General features: G+C 61.5%; 16 protein-coding genes. 7 read left to right on the top strand and 9 right to left on the bottom strand.

Annotated elements, in window-relative coordinates; all coding sequences use genetic code 11:
• From BXA07_RS22290 to BXA07_RS22305, 4 genes are all read left to right on the top strand, one after another.
• Positions 1–318 (top strand): hypothetical protein (locus BXA07_RS22290; protein WP_076570979.1); only part of this gene is annotated, 318 nt, incomplete at its 5' end.
• A complete protein-coding gene (locus BXA07_RS22295; protein ID WP_076570981.1) occupies positions 315–752 on the top strand; it encodes a D-Ala-D-Ala carboxypeptidase family metallohydrolase in 438 nt (145 codons plus the stop codon). The genes BXA07_RS22290 and BXA07_RS22295, both read left to right, overlap by 4 nt.
• Positions 749–1,273 (top strand): hypothetical protein, encoded by a 525-nt coding sequence (locus BXA07_RS22300; protein WP_076570982.1) that lies wholly within the window; start codon positions 749–751, stop codon positions 1,271–1,273. The genes BXA07_RS22295 and BXA07_RS22300 overlap by 4 nt, the downstream gene beginning before the upstream one ends.
• A 112-nt stretch (positions 1,274–1,385) precedes the next feature.
• Positions 1,386–2,174: a DNA adenine methylase gene (locus BXA07_RS22305; protein WP_076570984.1), complete on the top strand. Its 789-nt coding sequence runs from the start codon at positions 1,386–1,388 to the stop codon at positions 2,172–2,174.
• A 171-nt stretch (positions 2,175–2,345) separates the two neighbouring features.
• Here the strand turns inward: BXA07_RS22305 and BXA07_RS30385 are convergent, their stop codons facing one another.
• Positions 2,346–3,113 carry a hypothetical protein gene (locus BXA07_RS30385; protein ID WP_139335700.1) on the bottom strand — a complete coding sequence of 256 codons (768 nt, stop codon included), beginning with the start codon at positions 3,111–3,113 and terminating at the stop codon, positions 2,346–2,348.
• A 476-nt stretch (positions 3,114–3,589) separates the two neighbouring features.
• Between BXA07_RS30385 and BXA07_RS22310 the strand changes: the two genes are divergently transcribed.
• Positions 3,590–4,189 (top strand): hypothetical protein, encoded by a 600-nt coding sequence (locus tag BXA07_RS22310; RefSeq protein WP_139335701.1) that lies wholly within the window; start codon positions 3,590–3,592, stop codon positions 4,187–4,189.
• Between the two features lie 2 nt (positions 4,190–4,191).
• Here the strand turns inward: BXA07_RS22310 and BXA07_RS22315 are convergent, their stop codons facing one another.
• From BXA07_RS22315 to BXA07_RS22340, 6 genes are all read right to left on the bottom strand, one after another.
• Entirely contained in the window at positions 4,192–4,398 is a 207-nt protein-coding gene (locus BXA07_RS22315; protein WP_139335702.1) for a hypothetical protein, read from the bottom strand.
• Positions 4,399–5,136: 738 nt separating this feature from the next.
• Positions 5,137–6,867 (bottom strand): methyl-accepting chemotaxis protein, encoded by a 1,731-nt coding sequence (locus tag BXA07_RS22320; protein WP_076570990.1) that lies wholly within the window; start codon positions 6,865–6,867, stop codon positions 5,137–5,139.
• Between the two features lie 330 nt (positions 6,868–7,197).
• The gene (locus BXA07_RS22325) at positions 7,198–7,581 is read right to left on the bottom strand and encodes a nuclear transport factor 2 family protein (RefSeq protein ID WP_076570992.1); all 384 of its coding nucleotides are present in this window, start codon (positions 7,579–7,581) and stop codon (positions 7,198–7,200) included.
• Positions 7,581–7,793 carry a hypothetical protein gene (locus BXA07_RS22330; protein WP_076570994.1) on the bottom strand — a complete coding sequence of 71 codons (213 nt, stop codon included), beginning with the start codon at positions 7,791–7,793 and terminating at the stop codon, positions 7,581–7,583. Before BXA07_RS22330 ends, BXA07_RS22325 begins: the two co-directional genes overlap by 1 nt.
• A gap of 101 nt (positions 7,794–7,894) precedes the next feature.
• The gene (locus BXA07_RS22335) at positions 7,895–8,395 is read right to left on the bottom strand and encodes a DUF2939 domain-containing protein (protein ID WP_170909715.1); all 501 of its coding nucleotides are present in this window, start codon (positions 8,393–8,395) and stop codon (positions 7,895–7,897) included.
• 127 nt (positions 8,396–8,522) lie between these two features.
• Positions 8,523–8,969, bottom strand: coding sequence for a DUF2939 domain-containing protein (locus BXA07_RS22340; protein ID WP_076570997.1), 447 nt, complete (start codon positions 8,967–8,969; stop codon positions 8,523–8,525).
• A 112-nt stretch (positions 8,970–9,081) separates the two neighbouring features.
• Here BXA07_RS22340 and BXA07_RS22345 point away from each other — a divergent pair, with 112 nt between their 5' ends.
• Entirely contained in the window at positions 9,082–9,918 is an 837-nt protein-coding gene (locus BXA07_RS22345; RefSeq protein ID WP_076570998.1) for a hypothetical protein, read from the top strand.
• A 15-nt stretch (positions 9,919–9,933) separates the two neighbouring features.
• The gene (locus tag BXA07_RS22350) at positions 9,934–12,153 is read left to right on the top strand and encodes a penicillin acylase family protein (protein WP_076571000.1); all 2,220 of its coding nucleotides are present in this window, start codon (positions 9,934–9,936) and stop codon (positions 12,151–12,153) included.
• 12 nt (positions 12,154–12,165) lie between these two features.
• Here BXA07_RS22350 and BXA07_RS22355 read toward each other — a convergent pair whose 3' ends face one another.
• Positions 12,166–13,347 carry a trans-sulfuration enzyme family protein gene (locus tag BXA07_RS22355; RefSeq protein ID WP_076571001.1) on the bottom strand — a complete coding sequence of 394 codons (1,182 nt, stop codon included), beginning with the start codon at positions 13,345–13,347 and terminating at the stop codon, positions 12,166–12,168.
• The gene (locus BXA07_RS22360; protein WP_244556367.1) at positions 13,344–14,735 is read right to left on the bottom strand and encodes a pyridoxal-phosphate dependent enzyme; all 1,392 of its coding nucleotides are present in this window, start codon (positions 14,733–14,735) and stop codon (positions 13,344–13,346) included. Before BXA07_RS22360 ends, BXA07_RS22355 begins: the two co-directional genes overlap by 4 nt.
• Positions 14,736–14,865: the final 130 nt, after the last annotated feature.

Here is a 14,865-nt window from a genome sequence, read left to right on the forward strand (position 1 = left end):
ACTGCCAAGGAAGCGGGCGTGCGCTTCTTCGTCACTATTCTCTTTTCCGCCCTGATGGGGCCGGCCCTGGTCGTGGTCGTGCGCAACTGGATGCCTGGTCTGTTCGACAGCGCGCGCGCCGTCGCCGTGCTGTACGGCAGTGATCCGGCGCTGGGCTTCCTGTTTATCGCCGCGCCGCTGATGGTGGCCGCCGGCTTGCCCGCCTGGTGGGTGCTGGGCGCCACGGTCCGCTGGCTCGACAAGCGCCGCGACAAGGACATCGGCGAGCTGGCGCGCGACGCGGCCGCTGTCGTCCGTGACGTGCGGGGTGGCTTGTGAACCTGAGCCCCCATTTCAGTCTGGCCGAACTGGTCGCCTCGCAGGTGGCCACCCGTAAGGGCATCGACAACGCGCCGGCGCCCGCCATCGTCGCCAACCTCACGCGCCTGGCCGCGCTGCTGGAGCAGGTGCGCGCGCTGGTGGGCGCGCCCATCACCATTTCCAGCGGCTACCGCTCGCCGGCGCTGAACAAGGCCGTGAGCGGCGCAGCCAGCAGCGCCCACGTGCTGGGCTTGGCCGCCGATATCAGCACGGCCAAGCTGGCGCCGAAGGCCCTTGCCCTGCTGATCCGGCAAAGCGATATCGCCTTCGATCAGCTGATCTACGAGGGCACGTGGGTACACATCGGCCTGTCGGTGGGCACGCCGCGACGCCAGGTGCTGACGGCCAAGTTCGCTGGCGGCGGTGTCAGCTACGTGGCGGGCATCGTATGAGCGCGCTGTTCAAGCTCGCTGACAAGGTGCCGAGCTGGCTGTACGGCGCCGTGCTGCTGTGCGTGCTGGCCGGCGCTGGCATGCTGTACCAGCGCATCCTCGGCAACGCCCATGGTCGGGCGGAAGTGCAGGCGTTGTGGGACGCTGATAAGCAATTCCGCGCTGCAGCAGAAACAAAGGCGGTGGCGCAGCGCGCCGCCGAGAACCTGGCGCAAGCCAGGCAACAGGCCGCCGTCGCGCTGGCCATCACGAAAGCCTACGATGAAGAAATCAACGATGTTCGCGCTCGCCTTGTTGCTGCTGAGCGCATGCGCAAGCCCGCCTTCTGTGCAAGTACAGGACCTGCCGCCCCGGCCGGTGCCGGTGGCGCCGAAGGAGGCACTGCAGCCAATCCCGCCGGCGGGCTACTTCCTGACGCGGTGGCGCGAAATATTCAAGCCTTGATCCTGCAGACGGAAGAGGTGGCGGCGACAGGCCGCGCGTGCCAGAGCTTTGTGCGTGAAAATGGCATGGCGCCATAGAAGGGATGGCTGATTGTCGCTGCGCTAACAGCTACAATCAGCCTGTGCCTGGTGAATAGGCTTGGATTACCTCGTGGGAGGAATTCGACTCTACCACTAGGAGGAACACATTTTGGCATTACCTATCATTCCCTGGATCGGCGGCAAACGACGCCTGGCCGACCGCATCATCCCGCAATTTCCACTGCACACCTGCTACGTCGAGGTCTTTGCCGGCGGCGCAGCCCTGTACTTCATGCGGCCGCCGGCCGAGGTCGAGGTGCTGAACGACGTGAACGGCGAGCTGATCAACCTGTATCGCGTCGTCAAGAATCACTTGGAGGAGTTCGTGCGCCAGTTCAAGTGGGCGCTGTCGAGCCGTGAGGTGTTCAAGTGGCTGCAGGACACGCCGCCGCACACGCTGACAGACCTGCAGCGCGCTGCGCGTTTCTTCTACCTGCAGCAGCATGCCTTCGGCGGGAAGGTCGACGGGCAGACGTGGGGCACAGCAACCACCGCGCCGCCGCTCAACCTGCTGCGCATCGAGGAGAACTTGTCTGCCGCGCACCTGCGCCTGTCCGGTGCCTACATCGAGAACCTGGACTGGTACAAGTGCATGGAGCGCTATGACCGGCCGCATACGCTGTTTTACCTCGACCCGCCGTACTGGGAGACGGCTGGCTATGGCGTGGAATTTGAGTTCGAGCAGTATGAGAAGATGGCCGAGCTGATGGCCAGGCTGAAGGGTAAGGCTATCCTGAGCCTGAACGATCACCCGGACATCCGGCGCGTGTTTGCGCGCTTCCAGATGGATACCACTGGAATCCACTACAACGTTGGCGGAGGTGGCAGGGCAGTGGAGCGGAAGGAGTTGATTATTTACAGTTGGGATAGAACGGCTGAGCCGGTTGGGCTATTCTGAGGAGTTTTTCGGGTGGATGCCAGCGCTTATGGACGGCGAGATCGTCCTGGCGCTGGCGCGGGAGTGGCCTCGGAGCCGGAAGTACGAGAGCGAACTGACGGCAGCAATGGAAGGTTGTATGTAGGAACGAAAAAAAACCCGCATGGGCGGGTTTTTTAGAGTCATTAGAAATTACGCTGGTTGCTTGTCCCAGCCAAACATCTTGCCTAAAGCTCTTTGAAAATTCTTCTTGCTGTCTTCTGACCAGTCATTATGCATGCCGTCGCAAGGTGCGTTTGCGGAAAGTGCACCTGATGCCACCAAGTTACCGACATGTTCGCGGGCAAGTTGCTCTTCATTTGCAGCGTCACCTGCTGCCTTCGGAAATGGAAGATCCGGAGTACCCATTGGGGTTGTACGAATTTTCATAGCAATACCTCTCTTCATAATATTGGCACCGATAGTCTCAATAGTGAGATGTGCTTCTGCTAAATAGTCAGATACGTTTGTATCTGCTGTTGAAAAATTTACATATTTGACTTCGCCGCCGCTACAAGGGTCGACTAGCTTTGCGCTCTCCACGGCGCGCATCGAACACTTGTTCGATGTCCAGCAACCGTAGGCAGGGCGCGCGCCAGAGCCAGCACATAAGACGTTGTTAGTGTCGATGTCTTGCTCTTCCTTGACTTCGACCACTCCGGTTGCTTCATCTACCATGCATACCGACATCCCTTTGACGTCTGGCTGCGCAGAGAAATCAGTAGGATTGGAACGAATCCAATTTTTGTATTCTTGGATTTTTTTTCCATAGCCGGCGAACATAAGTGCCATCCCGTTCATGCGGACAATCTTGCTATAGCCTGTGTCGTCAAGATAAAACAACCATGAGCCGTATTCAATCGACCACCGGGAGTCGGTTGCCATCACAAGGGAGTTGCCATCAAATATGTTAGTTGTCATCGTATTGTTATTTTAGTTCTCGTGTAGCACGATTCACCATGACGATGTTGTCTGTAAAAGCACAAAAAAGCCTGCTAGTATAACGCGCTTCGCGCTAATTGTCTTGGCCACAAAAAAACGCCCAATGTGGACGTGTTCTCGCTTGACAGAATAGTACATTACCTTTTCACCAACTGCCAAGATATTTCGCAAGGGAAAGTGTATTGCTATTCTGCGAAGTTTTTTAATTGCCCCTGTCTATGACTGCACTCCGCCGTAACACATTAACGCAGCCGCAGCCGTAAATTTATGAGTCCGTGAGTGCCTGCGCAGGGCGGGCTCTTTTAGTTACAAATTTCACCTTCTGGTTTCCCTTGCTTGGCAATAAACTGTGTTTTTGCACAGTATATTTGAGATGAATGATGAAGGTTTGGGCATCAAGGCGTCGAGAGGATGGGGCGGTGCTGGCAGCCCCTGCACCGGTAGTGGAGGGCGCCATGCTGCTCGAATTGTTGGTGGTCGACGTAACGCTGGAGGGGAATCGACGCCCTTCAAAAGTGGCACGCCTGCAGACGATAGGCGCGCCGCGTATTCTGGCGCAGCTGGCCAAGCCCAAACTGGTGCGGGTTCAAGGATGGAATATGGTGCTCAGCGGCATTGAGGCAACGAGAGATGAGTCCGGCCGCACCCGCGAGGTCGCCCAGACCTGGGTATGCAAACTTTTCGTATCGGAAAACGCTATCGGATTCCGCGTCAGGAAGCTGTATAGATCTGGAGTGGCGCTACCGAAAAAACTTGCGCGTGAGAGCGGTGGCTTGCGCGGGTTGCTGGCGGTGGCTGATAATTACTCAAATGTTCTTCAGCGCCAGACCACGTGCGCTGAGCTGAGCAGCCATCAGATTGCGACATTTCCGGATGGCCGCCTGATCGACTGTTATATCGAGTGGATGTCGGAAGAGTCGCTCGAACTGGGCGGCCTGCAGTTGCGCTCGAATTCCGAGAGCCGTCCGGAGCAGCTGGAGCGCGGCGGGTGGCTGGTCAGCATCGACATGAAAGAACGCGAGTTGACGAAGAGCGAGGCGCGCATGCTGCGATAAAGTTACTTCAGCACGTCTTTTAGGCCTATCCCACCTTTCATGCAATGATTGCCCGATGACGCCCAGCCGGCCACACGTTGCTCCTGGTCGACCAGCACGATGACTTGGCAGCCGGCCGCCGCGCTGCCATAGTTCAGCTGCAGGTATTCGCCCTGGTGCTGGTAGGTGGTCGGCGTACCGTAGCGGGCGGCGAGGGCGAAGCTGTTCATGCCCAGCACTTGGTTGTGATTGAACGGTCTGTTTGGGCCTGAGCCGCATCCAGTTGTGAGGCACAGTGTGATGTACACTACAAAATTACGCATTCCACGCCCCTTTAATGGGTCTTCACCCATGTAACGATAGCGCCCTCAAGGATTTACGTTGCTGATATCACACAGACCTAAGGTTCTTTCATAACTCCGGAACCGAATCGGCTCCAGTTCTAGTTGCCAGCTCTAGATTCTTTTCGATGAGATTCAGTCTTCAGTTCTTTGCATTGGATAAAAACTCGCGTTTTTTTCTGCCATATTTTTGCCATTTTAGTTATTAAGTTGTTGATTTTTAAAAATAATTGATTCCGGCTCCGGGCACCAAGAACTCAGCCGTAAAAATCCAAGAACGTCCAAAAACCCGCCTTCGTCATAGGAGAGCGGGTTTTTTGTTGTCCATGTTTGTCCATCGGCGTACATTCAAAGCCATGAATTTTGTTGGTATTTTTTTGCTGGATTGAGGATTTTCTCTAAAAAATACCATCAGCGAGTGCGTCACGCCATTGTCCGATCTGCTTATCCGCCATGCCCTCTGCCAAGGTATGCCCGGTAGCGACAAGTCTCCCGGCCTGTACGTCAGGCTGGTTTGCTCGGGCGCAAGACTGGCGGGAGAGGATGAGCGGTTTTTTGCGGAGGCGCAAGAGAGCGTGGTCTGTTTTGCGCTCATGCCGTGATGCGTGCCCGCATGCCCGAAGCGGATCAGAATTCTTCCCAATCGCCTGCCGTCACGGCTTCCGCCTGCACTGCGCGCTGTTTCACCGGGGCTGCCGGGCGCTTGGCGGGCTTGCTGGCCGGCGCGGGTACCAGGCGCAGCGGCTTGGCGCTGGCGCGTGTCGCGGTGGGTGCGGGCGCGGGCGCTGCCACCTGGCTGTCGTGTGTCTTGAAGATGCTCACGGTTTGCACCAGGTGGCTGGCCTGGTCGCGCAGCGATTCGGCCGCCGCCGCCGCCTCTTCCACCAGCGACGCGTTTTGTTGCGTGACACTATCCATTTGCGCCACCGCCTGATTGATCTGCTCGATGCCGCTGGACTGTTCCTGGCTGGCCACCGTGATTTCCGCGATGATGTTGCTGACGCGGGCGACACTGGCGACCACCTCGGACATCGTCGTTCCCGCCTGCGCCGCCAGCCTGGCGCCGGCATCGACGCGGCTGACGGAATCGTCGATCAGCGTCTTGATTTCCTTGGCCGCGCTGGCGCTGCGCTGCGCCAGGCCGCGCACTTCGGTGGCCACGACGGCGAAGCCGCGGCCCTGTTCGCCGGCACGCGCCGCTTCCACGGCAGCATTCAGCGCCAGGATGTTGGTCTGGAAGGCGATGCCGTCGATGACGCTGATGATGTCGACGATCTTGCGCGACGATTCGCTGATCAGGTCCATGGTGCCCATCACTTGCCCCACCACGGCGCCGCCCTTGCTGGCGACGTCCGATGCCGTGCTGGCCAGCACATTGGCTTCGCGGGCGTTTTCCGCATTCTTGCGCACGGTGCTGGTGATTTCTTCCATCGAGGAAGCGGTTTCTTCCAGCGAACTGGCTTGCTGTTCCGTGCGCAGCGACAGATCGTTATTGCCGGTGGAAATTTCCTCGGCGGCCAGGGAGACCGTGTCGGAATCCTGGCGCACGGAAGACACTACCGAGGTCAGCGACACTTGCATGCGCTGCAGGGCGGACAGCACGCTGGCCGTATCGTTAGGCGCGACGTTCAGTTTGCCCGTCAGGTCGCCGCCGGCGAGCAGGCTGACGGCGTTGCACAACTGGCGCGGTTCGGCGCCCAGCGCCTTGAGCAAGCTGCGTGTGATGAGCCAGCCTGCCAGCGACGCCAGCACGATGGACAGCAGGCTGGCGCCGATGAGGATATTTCTGTTGAGAATGTACTGCTCGTTGTCTTCCTGCAGGATGACGGCGGAGCGCTGCTCCGTCAGGACAAAATACTCATCGCTGGCGGCCACGAGGGCGGCCAGCAGCGGACGGCATTCCTCGTTCATCTTGACGATGGCTTGCTCGTTCTTCTTCTGCAAGGCCAGGTCGACGATGGCCAATGCCACGGGGGAATAGCGTTTTTCGATGCTGTCGATCTTGTTGATGACGCCGCGCACCTGGTCCGATACGTCCGGGTCCTGCGCCAGTTGCAGCAGTTGCTGCATGTTCTTGACGACATCGGCCTGCGCCTGCAAGACATGCTTGCGTTCGATTTCCATGTCCTCCGGCCTGGAGACGAGCACCAGGTTCCTGGCCGCCACGGCGCGCATGTCGATCGCATCACGCACGCGGTGCGCCATATTGGCGCGGGCGGTGATGCCGTTGACATACCTGTCAAAACTGGTATTGAAGTTGGACAGACTCCGCACTGACAGGATCGACATGCCGATGAGGAAAAAGACCAGCAGGCCGAAAGCCAGGGTCAGCTGGGCGCGAACAGTTAATTTATCCATGATGCCTCTCCCAAATACGTGATAAAGATTAGAAAGTGTGCTTGCGCGGGGCGGGTGGCCGGATGTTGCCTGGCAACGGGACATGCCCTACGCAGTGCTTCTCTATCCTGAACACGGATTCGTGGTGCAAGGATCGTGCTATCTAAAAACCGATTCCATTAATTAATTTATTTATTTATTTGTTTTATTTGTTAAAATCATTGTTGCACAAAAAATTCGGTAAATCAATGAATTCTTGGGTGCCAAAAAACAACGTCATGCCATGGACAGTTTGTGCGGCCGCCGGCCGATGCGCGCCGCCCGGGCCGCTGGCGTGGGCGCGGCAGGGCGTCAGACGCCTACCGGCGTGCCTTGGTGAAATGCCATTTGCCAGCGGCCATCGCGCCACTTCCACAGCGAGCTGCGCAAACTGGCGCTGGCGGGCAGGGCGCCGCTTGCGTGACGCAGCGAGCGGTAGGTAACGAATGCAACATCGCAGGCGAGCCAGCGGGCCTGGAAATCGCTGATGCTGCGCGGGCAGAATTGCTCTGCCGGCAGGTCCGCCAGCGTGGCCGCGCGCGTCCAGATATTGCCGGAGCTGCCGAATTCGATGAACTCATCGGCCAGCAGCGCCGCCAGCCTGGCGCCGTCGGCGCGCACCGCCTGGCTCTGCAGCGCCGCTTCCAGCGCCTGCAGCTGCGCCGCCAAATCCGTCGCGTCCGGCGCCGCCGGCATCAGATGGGAAAGGCGCCCGCGCCCGAGACGTTCAGGCAGGCGACCTTGTCGCTGGAAAAGTATTTGATCTGGCCCAGGCCGATGGCGTAGCAGCCGTCTCCCAGGGCGCTGATGGGGCCCGTCAGTTTTTCACCATTTGCGAGCGTCACCACCCACGGCGTGGTGGCCGGTTTGGCCGCGTGGGCCAGTGCGTGTTGTACCAGGTCAGTCATGTGGCCTCCTATGCGTATGAAAGCCAGATGATAGCAGTGCCGACGGGCCGGCTGCTTATCTCATGCCGGCCTGGCGTGCGGATGGGAAGTCGCCCGGCGCCTCACGCGTCGGCCAGCAGATTCTTCGGCAACGCCACCGATACCAGCTTCCAGCGCCACAGGCCGTCGCGCGCCAGGGTCAGCTCGCCGATATGGCTTTTGCTGTGGGCGCGCTGCACCACGACGCTGTTCCACGAGGTATAGCGCAGTCTATAGTCGGGCTTGGTGTTGCGCTTGCGGCCGCTGATGTCGCTGACCTTGGCGATCGGCTTTTCGTAGCGGTCATTGAGTTTCATCAAGGCGACAATGCCTTCGGGCATCAGCATGGTATCGAGCAAGGGGGCGATGACGTCGGGGCTGATGTCGTCGGCCACTTCCGGCGCCGAAAACAGGGCGTGCAGTTGCTGCCCGAGGCTGCCGCGCAGCCGGGCCAGGTCGATCTGCGCGGCCAGCGCCTGCGTATCCTCGTCCATGGTGGCCGCGCGGATCTTGTTCATGGTGAAATACGGGCTGCCATAGAAGACGCCGGCCAGCGCGACCAGTGCCACTAGAGCAAGAAGCAAGGTTCTTTTCATCTGCGATCTCTCGGATGCCTGGCGACCCGGTGCGCCTGAAGTGTTGGCATTCTACATAATATTTCCGTAAATCAATATAGAGGTTTAAGTAAGTGTTGTTTTAGATCAAGTTTCTTTAGAGTAATTCCGGCGGCAGGGTAATGTCCGTCAATTTCCAGTCCCAGATGCCGTGGCGGCGCAGCAAGAATTGGCTGGCGGCGGGGCCGGCGCCGGCGCGCCGCAGCGCCACTTCATTCCAGGAGCGGTAGGCCATGCCGAAGTCGTGGCGCTGGCCATCGCTACCCTGCTTGCCGTGCAGGATCAGCACCGTGATGCCGGGCGGCGAGACGATGGTGTCGAGCATTTCCTTGAGTTCCTCCGCATCGCTCGTCTCGCCGGCCGCCTGCAACTGGCGCGCCACGCTGGCGCGGATGGCGGGCAGGTCGGCATGCTGCGCCAGGGCTTCCAGGCGCACGGATTTCGCCGCGATGCTGATGCGGTACATGGCGATGTAGGGACTGACCCAGGTAAAGCCGATGGCGGCAACGGCAAAAATGATCGCGGTGGCGTGCTTTCTTTTCATGGTCTGTGTCTTGGATTGAGCTGTGCCGCCGTGATTTTACCCGGCCAGCGGCAGTGGATGGTGTAGCATTCGTGCCGGCGCGGACCATCGCGCCGCAATATTGAGGACAACCATGAATATCACTATCAATCAGGTGCTGCAGTCGTATATCGACCCGCTTACGGCCAGCGAGTACGCGGCGCTCGAGCGCAGCCTGCTGGCCGAAGGCTGCCGCGATGCGCTGGTGCTGTGGAACGACGTGCTGATCGACGGGCATAACCGCTACGCCATCTGCCGCCAGCACGGCATCGAATTCAAGACCATCCAGAACACCAGCTTTACCTCGCTTGACGACGTCATGCTGTGGATGATCGACAATCACCTGGCGCGCCGCAGCGTGTCGGACTTCCAGCGCGGCGTGCTGGCCTTGCGCAAGAAGGAAATCGTCGCCGCGCGCAGCCCGGCGCCCGTCAGCGCCCAGGACGCGCCCGATGGCGAAAACGCGCCCAAGCCTCCCATGAGCACGCGCGAAGAGGTGGCCAAGGCGGCCAGATTGAGCAGCAACCAGATCAGCCAGATCGAGAAGATCCAGAAGGCGGCCTCGCCGGAACTGGTGGAAGCCGTCCGTTCGGGCACGATTTCCATCAATGCGGCGGCCACGGTGGCGTCGCTGCCGCCGGAAGAACAGGTGGCGGCCGTCGCCGGCGGCAAGAAATTGTTACGCCAGGCGGCCAAGGAAATCCGCGAACAGCGCGCCGCCACGCGCACGCCGCGCGAGCCGAAGGTCCACGTGTCGCAGGACACGCCGGAAACGGGCAACGAGCCATGGGCGGACAACGCGGCGCAAACGCCATCCGAAGCGGAGCGCCTGCGCGGCGAGATCGCCAGCCTGAAACAGAAGGTGGCGCAGCTGCAGGCGGAAAATGTGGAACTCAACCAGCGTATCGCCACGCTGATCGACGCATCCTGACCATTGGAGTAGTGCATGCCAGTTCGCCGTACCCTGCTCGCCGCCGTCGCCTGCGGCATCGTTGCCAGTGCTCCCGCGCTGGCGGCGCCCGCCGTTTCTGCCGCCGACATGGCCCGCTGGCAGGCGCAGGCCGCCCATGTCAGCATCGCGCGCGACACCTGGGGCATACCCCACGTGACGGGCAAGACGGATGCCGATGCCGTCTTCGGCCTGATGTATGCGCAAGCCGAGGATGATTTTCCCCGCGTGGAATTGAACTATATCAATGCCATGGGGCGGCTGGCGGAAGTGGAGGGCGAGCGGGAACTGTACCGCGACCTGCGCATGAAGCTTTTTATCGATCCGGCCGAGCTGCAGGCGCAGTACCGCGCCAGCCCGCCGTGGCTGCAGAAACTCATGGATGCGTTTGCCGATGGTCTCAATTTTTACCTGGCCACGCATCCGCAAGTGAAACCGCGGCTGATCGCGCATTTCGAGCCGTGGATGGCCTTGAGTTTCAGCGAGGGCAGCATCGGCGGCGATATCGAATCGGTCAGCCTGGCGCAGCTCGAAGCGTTCTACGGCCAGCAGGCCAGGCCTGCTGCCGTGGCGCTGGCCAGTGTGGACACCGGGTTGGCGTCAGGATTGGACCCCGAGCCGAGCGGCTCGAACGGCTTCGCCATCGCGCCCGCCATCACGAAAAACGGCCATGCGCTGCTGATGATCAATCCGCATACCTCGTTCTACTTCCGTCCCGAAGTGCAGATGACCAGCGGCGAAGGCCTGAACGCGTACGGTGCCGTCACCTGGGGCCAGTTCTTCGTCTACCAGGGCTTCAACGAGCGCCTGGGCTGGATGCATACCTCGGGCGGCGGCGACGTCATCGACGAATACCTGGAAAGCATCGTCGACCAGGACGGCGCCTGGTTCTACCGCTACGACGGCGCGCTGCGCCCCCTGAATGCCGTGCCCATCACCTTGCCCTATAAACTGGCCGATGGCCGCATGGGCTCGAAGACCATCACCGTCTACTACAGCCACCACGGCCCCATCGTGCGCGCGCAGGATGGACGCTGGGTAGCCGTGCGCCTGATGCACTCGCCCTTGAAGGCGCTCATGCAGTCGTACGCGCGCACCAAGGCGCGCGATTACGCGGCCTTCTACAAGACCATGGAATTGCGCACGAATTCGTCGAACAACACGGTGTACGCGGATGCGGATGGCAATATCGCCTATTTTCACGGCAATTTCATCCCCGTGCGCGACCCGCGTTTCAACTGGAAGCAGCCCGTCGACGGCAGCGATCCGGCCACGGAATGGAAGGGGCTGCACACGGTGGCGCAGACCATCACCTTGTTCAATCCGAAGAATGGCTGGATCCAGAATACGAACAACTGGCCGTATTCGGCGGCCGGCGCCAGCAGCCCGCGCCAGGGCGACTATCCCGCCTACATGTCGGTCTACGGCGAAAACGCGCGCGGCCTGCATGCCGTCAAGGTTTTCCAGAACCAGAAGGATTTCACGCTCGACAGCCTGATCGCCGCCTCCTATGACAGCGAACTGACGGCCTTCGAAACGCTGCTGCCGCCCCTGTTCGCGGCCTACGATGCGCTGCCGGCGGGCGATGCGCAACAGCTGGCGCTGGCCGACAAGATCGCGCTGCTGCGGGCCTGGGACTGGCGCTATGCGCTCACTTCCACGGCCACCTCGCTGGCCGTGTTCTGGGGCCAGGAACTGGCGGAACTGACGGGCAAGCAGGCGAGGGAGCAGGGCGTGCCCGTGGTCGACTTCATGGCGACGGACAAGGTGCATGGCGAACAGCGCCTGGCGGCGCTGGCGACGGCGGCCGATAAACTGCAGCGCGATTTCGGCCACTGGCAAACGCCGTGGGGCGAGATCAACCGCTTCCAGCGCCTGACGGGCGACGTGGTGCAGCCGTTTGACGATGCGCAAGCCAGCTTGCCCGTGCCTTACGCGTCGGGTAACTGGGGCGCGCTGGCCGCGTATGGCCAGAGCAGCAAGAGCACCACGAAGCGCATCTACGGCGAACGCGGCAACAGCTTTGTCGCGGCCGTGGAATTCGGCCCCCGCATCAGGGCGAAAAGCATCCTCGCGGGCGGCCAGAGCGGCGACCCGCAATCACCGCACTTCCGGGACCAGGCGGCCATGTATGCGCGGGGCGAGTTCAAGGACGTGCTGTTTTATCCCGAACAGGTGGAACGGCAGCTGGAGCGCCGCTACCACCCAGGAAAATAGCCGCCGGGCCGATCAGATCGCGTCGAGCGCCGTGCGCAAGTCATGGCGCAGGTCTTCCAGGTCTTCGATGCCCACCGACAGGCGGATCAAGCCGTCGCCGATGCCCAGTCTTGCCCGCTGTTCGGCGGGAATGCTGGCATGCGTCATCAGGGCCGGGTGTTCGATCAGGCTTTCCACGCCGCCCAGGCTTTCGGCCAGGGCAAACACCTCGCAGCGCTCCAGGAAGCGGCGCGCGCCCGCCAGGTCGGTAGCCAGGTCGATGGAGATGATGCCCCCGTAACCATCCATCTGGCGCTGCGCCAGCGCATGCTGCGGATGCGATGCCAGGCCCGGATAAAACACCTGTTTGACCTCTTTCTGCTGCTCCAGCCACTGCGCCAGCGCCAGGGCGCTTGCGCAATGGCGCTGCATGCGGATGGCCAGGGTTTTCACGCCGCGCAGGGCCAGAAAGCTGTCGAACGGCCCGGCAATCGCCCCGACGGAGTTTTGCAGGAAGCCCAGCTGCTCGCGCCATGCCGCCTGGCGTGCTTCCGCGCCGACGATGGCGATGCCGCCGATGATGTCCGAGTGGCCGTTCAGATACTTGGTGGTCGAATGGACGACGATGTCGAAGCCGTGTTCCAGGGGGCGCTGCACCAGCGGACTGGCAAACGTGTTGTCGGCCACGGCGATGATGCCCCGTTCGCGGCAGATGTCGCCAATCGCCCGCAAATCGGCCAGTTTCAGCATGGGATTGGTCGGCGTTTCCACCCACACCATCTTCGTTTCCGGGCGCAGCGCGGCCAGCAGGTTCTCGGGATTCGTCAGGTCGACATAGGTGAAGGCGTGGCCGGCCGAGCGGCGGCGCACGCGCTCGAACAGCCGGTAGGTGCCGCCGTACATGTCGTCGCCGGCGACGATGTGGCTGCCCGCGTCCAGCAATTCCAGCACGGACGAGATGGCGGCCAGGCCCGAGGCGAACGCGAACGCCGCGCTGCCGCCTTCCAGCTCGGCCACGCAGCGTTCGAGCGCCCAGCGCGTGGGATTGTGCGAGCGGCCATAGTCCAGGCCCTTGTGCACGCCGGGGCTCTCCTGCACGAAGGTCGAGGTGGCGTAAATGGGCGGCATGATGGCGCCCGTCGACGGGTCGGGCGACTGGCCGGCGTGGATGACGCGGGTGGCCAGATGGCGCTTGCGGGTGGTTTCTTGGCTCAAGATAAAGTCCTGCGTAAGTGATTGAGAAGGTCGAAGCGGGTGATCAGGCCGTAGAAGCCGCTATCGTCGGCGACGACGGCCGTCAAGCCCCGGTCCAGCGTGGCGCGCAGGGCGGGCAAGCCGCTCGATGGCGCCAGGGTTTCGATCTGCGTCGTCATGGTGGCGCCCACCAGACCTGCGAAATGGGCGGCGTCGCCGGAGACGTGCAGCAGCAAGTCCGACTCGTCGACGATGCCGACCAGTTGACCTGCATCAATGACGGGCAGCTGGGCCAGGTCGCTGGCACGCATGCGGTTGAAGGCGGTCAGCAGGGTGTCGCCCGGCGCCACGCTGACGACGTCGCCCTCGTCGTAGCGGCGCCCGATCAGGTCGCGCAAGTCGCCGGACAGCGTGCGCTGCAGCAGACCCTGGTCGCGCATCCAGCCGTCGTTGTAGACCTTCGACAGGTAGCGTGTTCCCGTGTCGCAGACGAACGTGACGACGCGCTTGGGCGTCGTCTGCTCGCGGCAGTACTTGAGGGCGGCGGCCAGCAGCGTGCCGGTGGATGAGCCGCCTAAAATACCTTCGGCGCGCAGCAGGGCGCGCGCCGAATCAAAACTTTCCTGGTCCGTGATGGTATAGGCCTTTTTGACGCTGTCCATGTCGGCGATGGACGGGATGAAATCCTCGCCGATGCCTTCGACGGCCCAGGAGCCGCTCGTGTCGCTGATTTTTCCTGTGTCGATGTATTCGGTGAGGATGGAGCCTTGCGGGTCGGCCAGCACGAATTCGAGCTTGGGCTGCGTCTTGCGGAAGTAGCGCGTCAGGCCCGTCAGGGTGCCGGACGAGCCGACGCCGACGACGATGGCGTCCACGTCATGGCCGGTTTGCTCCCAGATTTCGGGCGCCGTCGTCGTTTCGTGGGCCAGCGGATTGGCGGGATTGTTGAACTGGTCGGCGAAGAAGGCGCCCGGCAGTTCGCGCGCCAGGCGCGCCGCGTAATCCTGGTAGTACTCGGGGTGGCCCTTGCCCACGTCCGAGCGCGTGGTATGTACTTCGGCGCCCAGCGCCTTCAGGTGCAGCACTTTTTCCGTCGACATCTTGTCGGGCACGACGAGAATCACGCGGTAGCCCTTGATGCGGCCGACGAGGGCCAGGCCGATGCCCGTGTTGCCGGCCGTGGCCTCGACGATGGTGCCGCCCGCCTGCAGGCGGCCGTCCGCTTCGGCCGCTTCGATGATGGACAGGCCGATGCGGTCCTTGATGGAACCGCCGGGGTTTTGCGATTCCAGTTTCAGGAACAGCTGACACAGGCCCGTGTCTAGCCTGGTCACTTCGACCAGCGGGGTGTTGCCGATCAGCTTGTATAGCGCTGGCGGCTGGGTGGGGGATGGCATTCGATCATTCATGGTAGCTCCTGTCAGAGAAACAGCCGCTCAGGATTGTGTCCCGAGCCGCCTTCCGTGCCGCGCAGTGTAGGCGGGTGGACGAGTGCGGCGAACGAATGTTTCCATGCTTGCATATGCGCGCTTTGCATAT

The sequence above is a fragment of the Janthinobacterium sp. TND4EL3 genome, assembly GCF_900156175.1.
In the GTDB taxonomy this organism is placed as follows: Bacteria; Pseudomonadota; Gammaproteobacteria; order Burkholderiales; family Burkholderiaceae_D; genus Janthinobacterium.

Coding starts and splice junctions, on each gene's coding strand:
- BXA07_RS22360 (WP_244556367.1), bottom strand. CDS start 14,735: ATGAATGATCGAATGCCATCCCCCACCCAGCCGCCAGCGCTATACAAG.
- BXA07_RS22315 (WP_139335702.1), bottom strand. CDS start 4,398: ATGAACAGCTTCGCCCTCGCCGCCCGCTACGGTACGCCGACCACCTAC.
- BXA07_RS22345 (WP_076570998.1), top strand. CDS start 9,082: ATGAATATCACTATCAATCAGGTGCTGCAGTCGTATATCGACCCGCTT.
- BXA07_RS22350 (WP_076571000.1), top strand. CDS start 9,934: ATGCCAGTTCGCCGTACCCTGCTCGCCGCCGTCGCCTGCGGCATCGTT.
- BXA07_RS22340 (WP_076570997.1), bottom strand. CDS start 8,969: ATGAAAAGAAAGCACGCCACCGCGATCATTTTTGCCGTTGCCGCCATC.
- BXA07_RS22310 (WP_139335701.1), top strand. CDS start 3,590: ATGCTGCTCGAATTGTTGGTGGTCGACGTAACGCTGGAGGGGAATCGA.
- BXA07_RS22320 (WP_076570990.1), bottom strand. CDS start 6,867: ATGGATAAATTAACTGTTCGCGCCCAGCTGACCCTGGCTTTCGGCCTG.
- BXA07_RS22330 (WP_076570994.1), bottom strand. CDS start 7,793: ATGACTGACCTGGTACAACACGCACTGGCCCACGCGGCCAAACCGGCC.
- BXA07_RS30385 (WP_139335700.1), bottom strand. CDS start 3,113: ATGACAACTAACATATTTGATGGCAACTCCCTTGTGATGGCAACCGAC.
- BXA07_RS22325 (WP_076570992.1), bottom strand. CDS start 7,581: ATGCCGGCGGCGCCGGACGCGACGGATTTGGCGGCGCAGCTGCAGGCG.
- BXA07_RS22300 (WP_076570982.1), top strand. CDS start 749: ATGAGCGCGCTGTTCAAGCTCGCTGACAAGGTGCCGAGCTGGCTGTAC.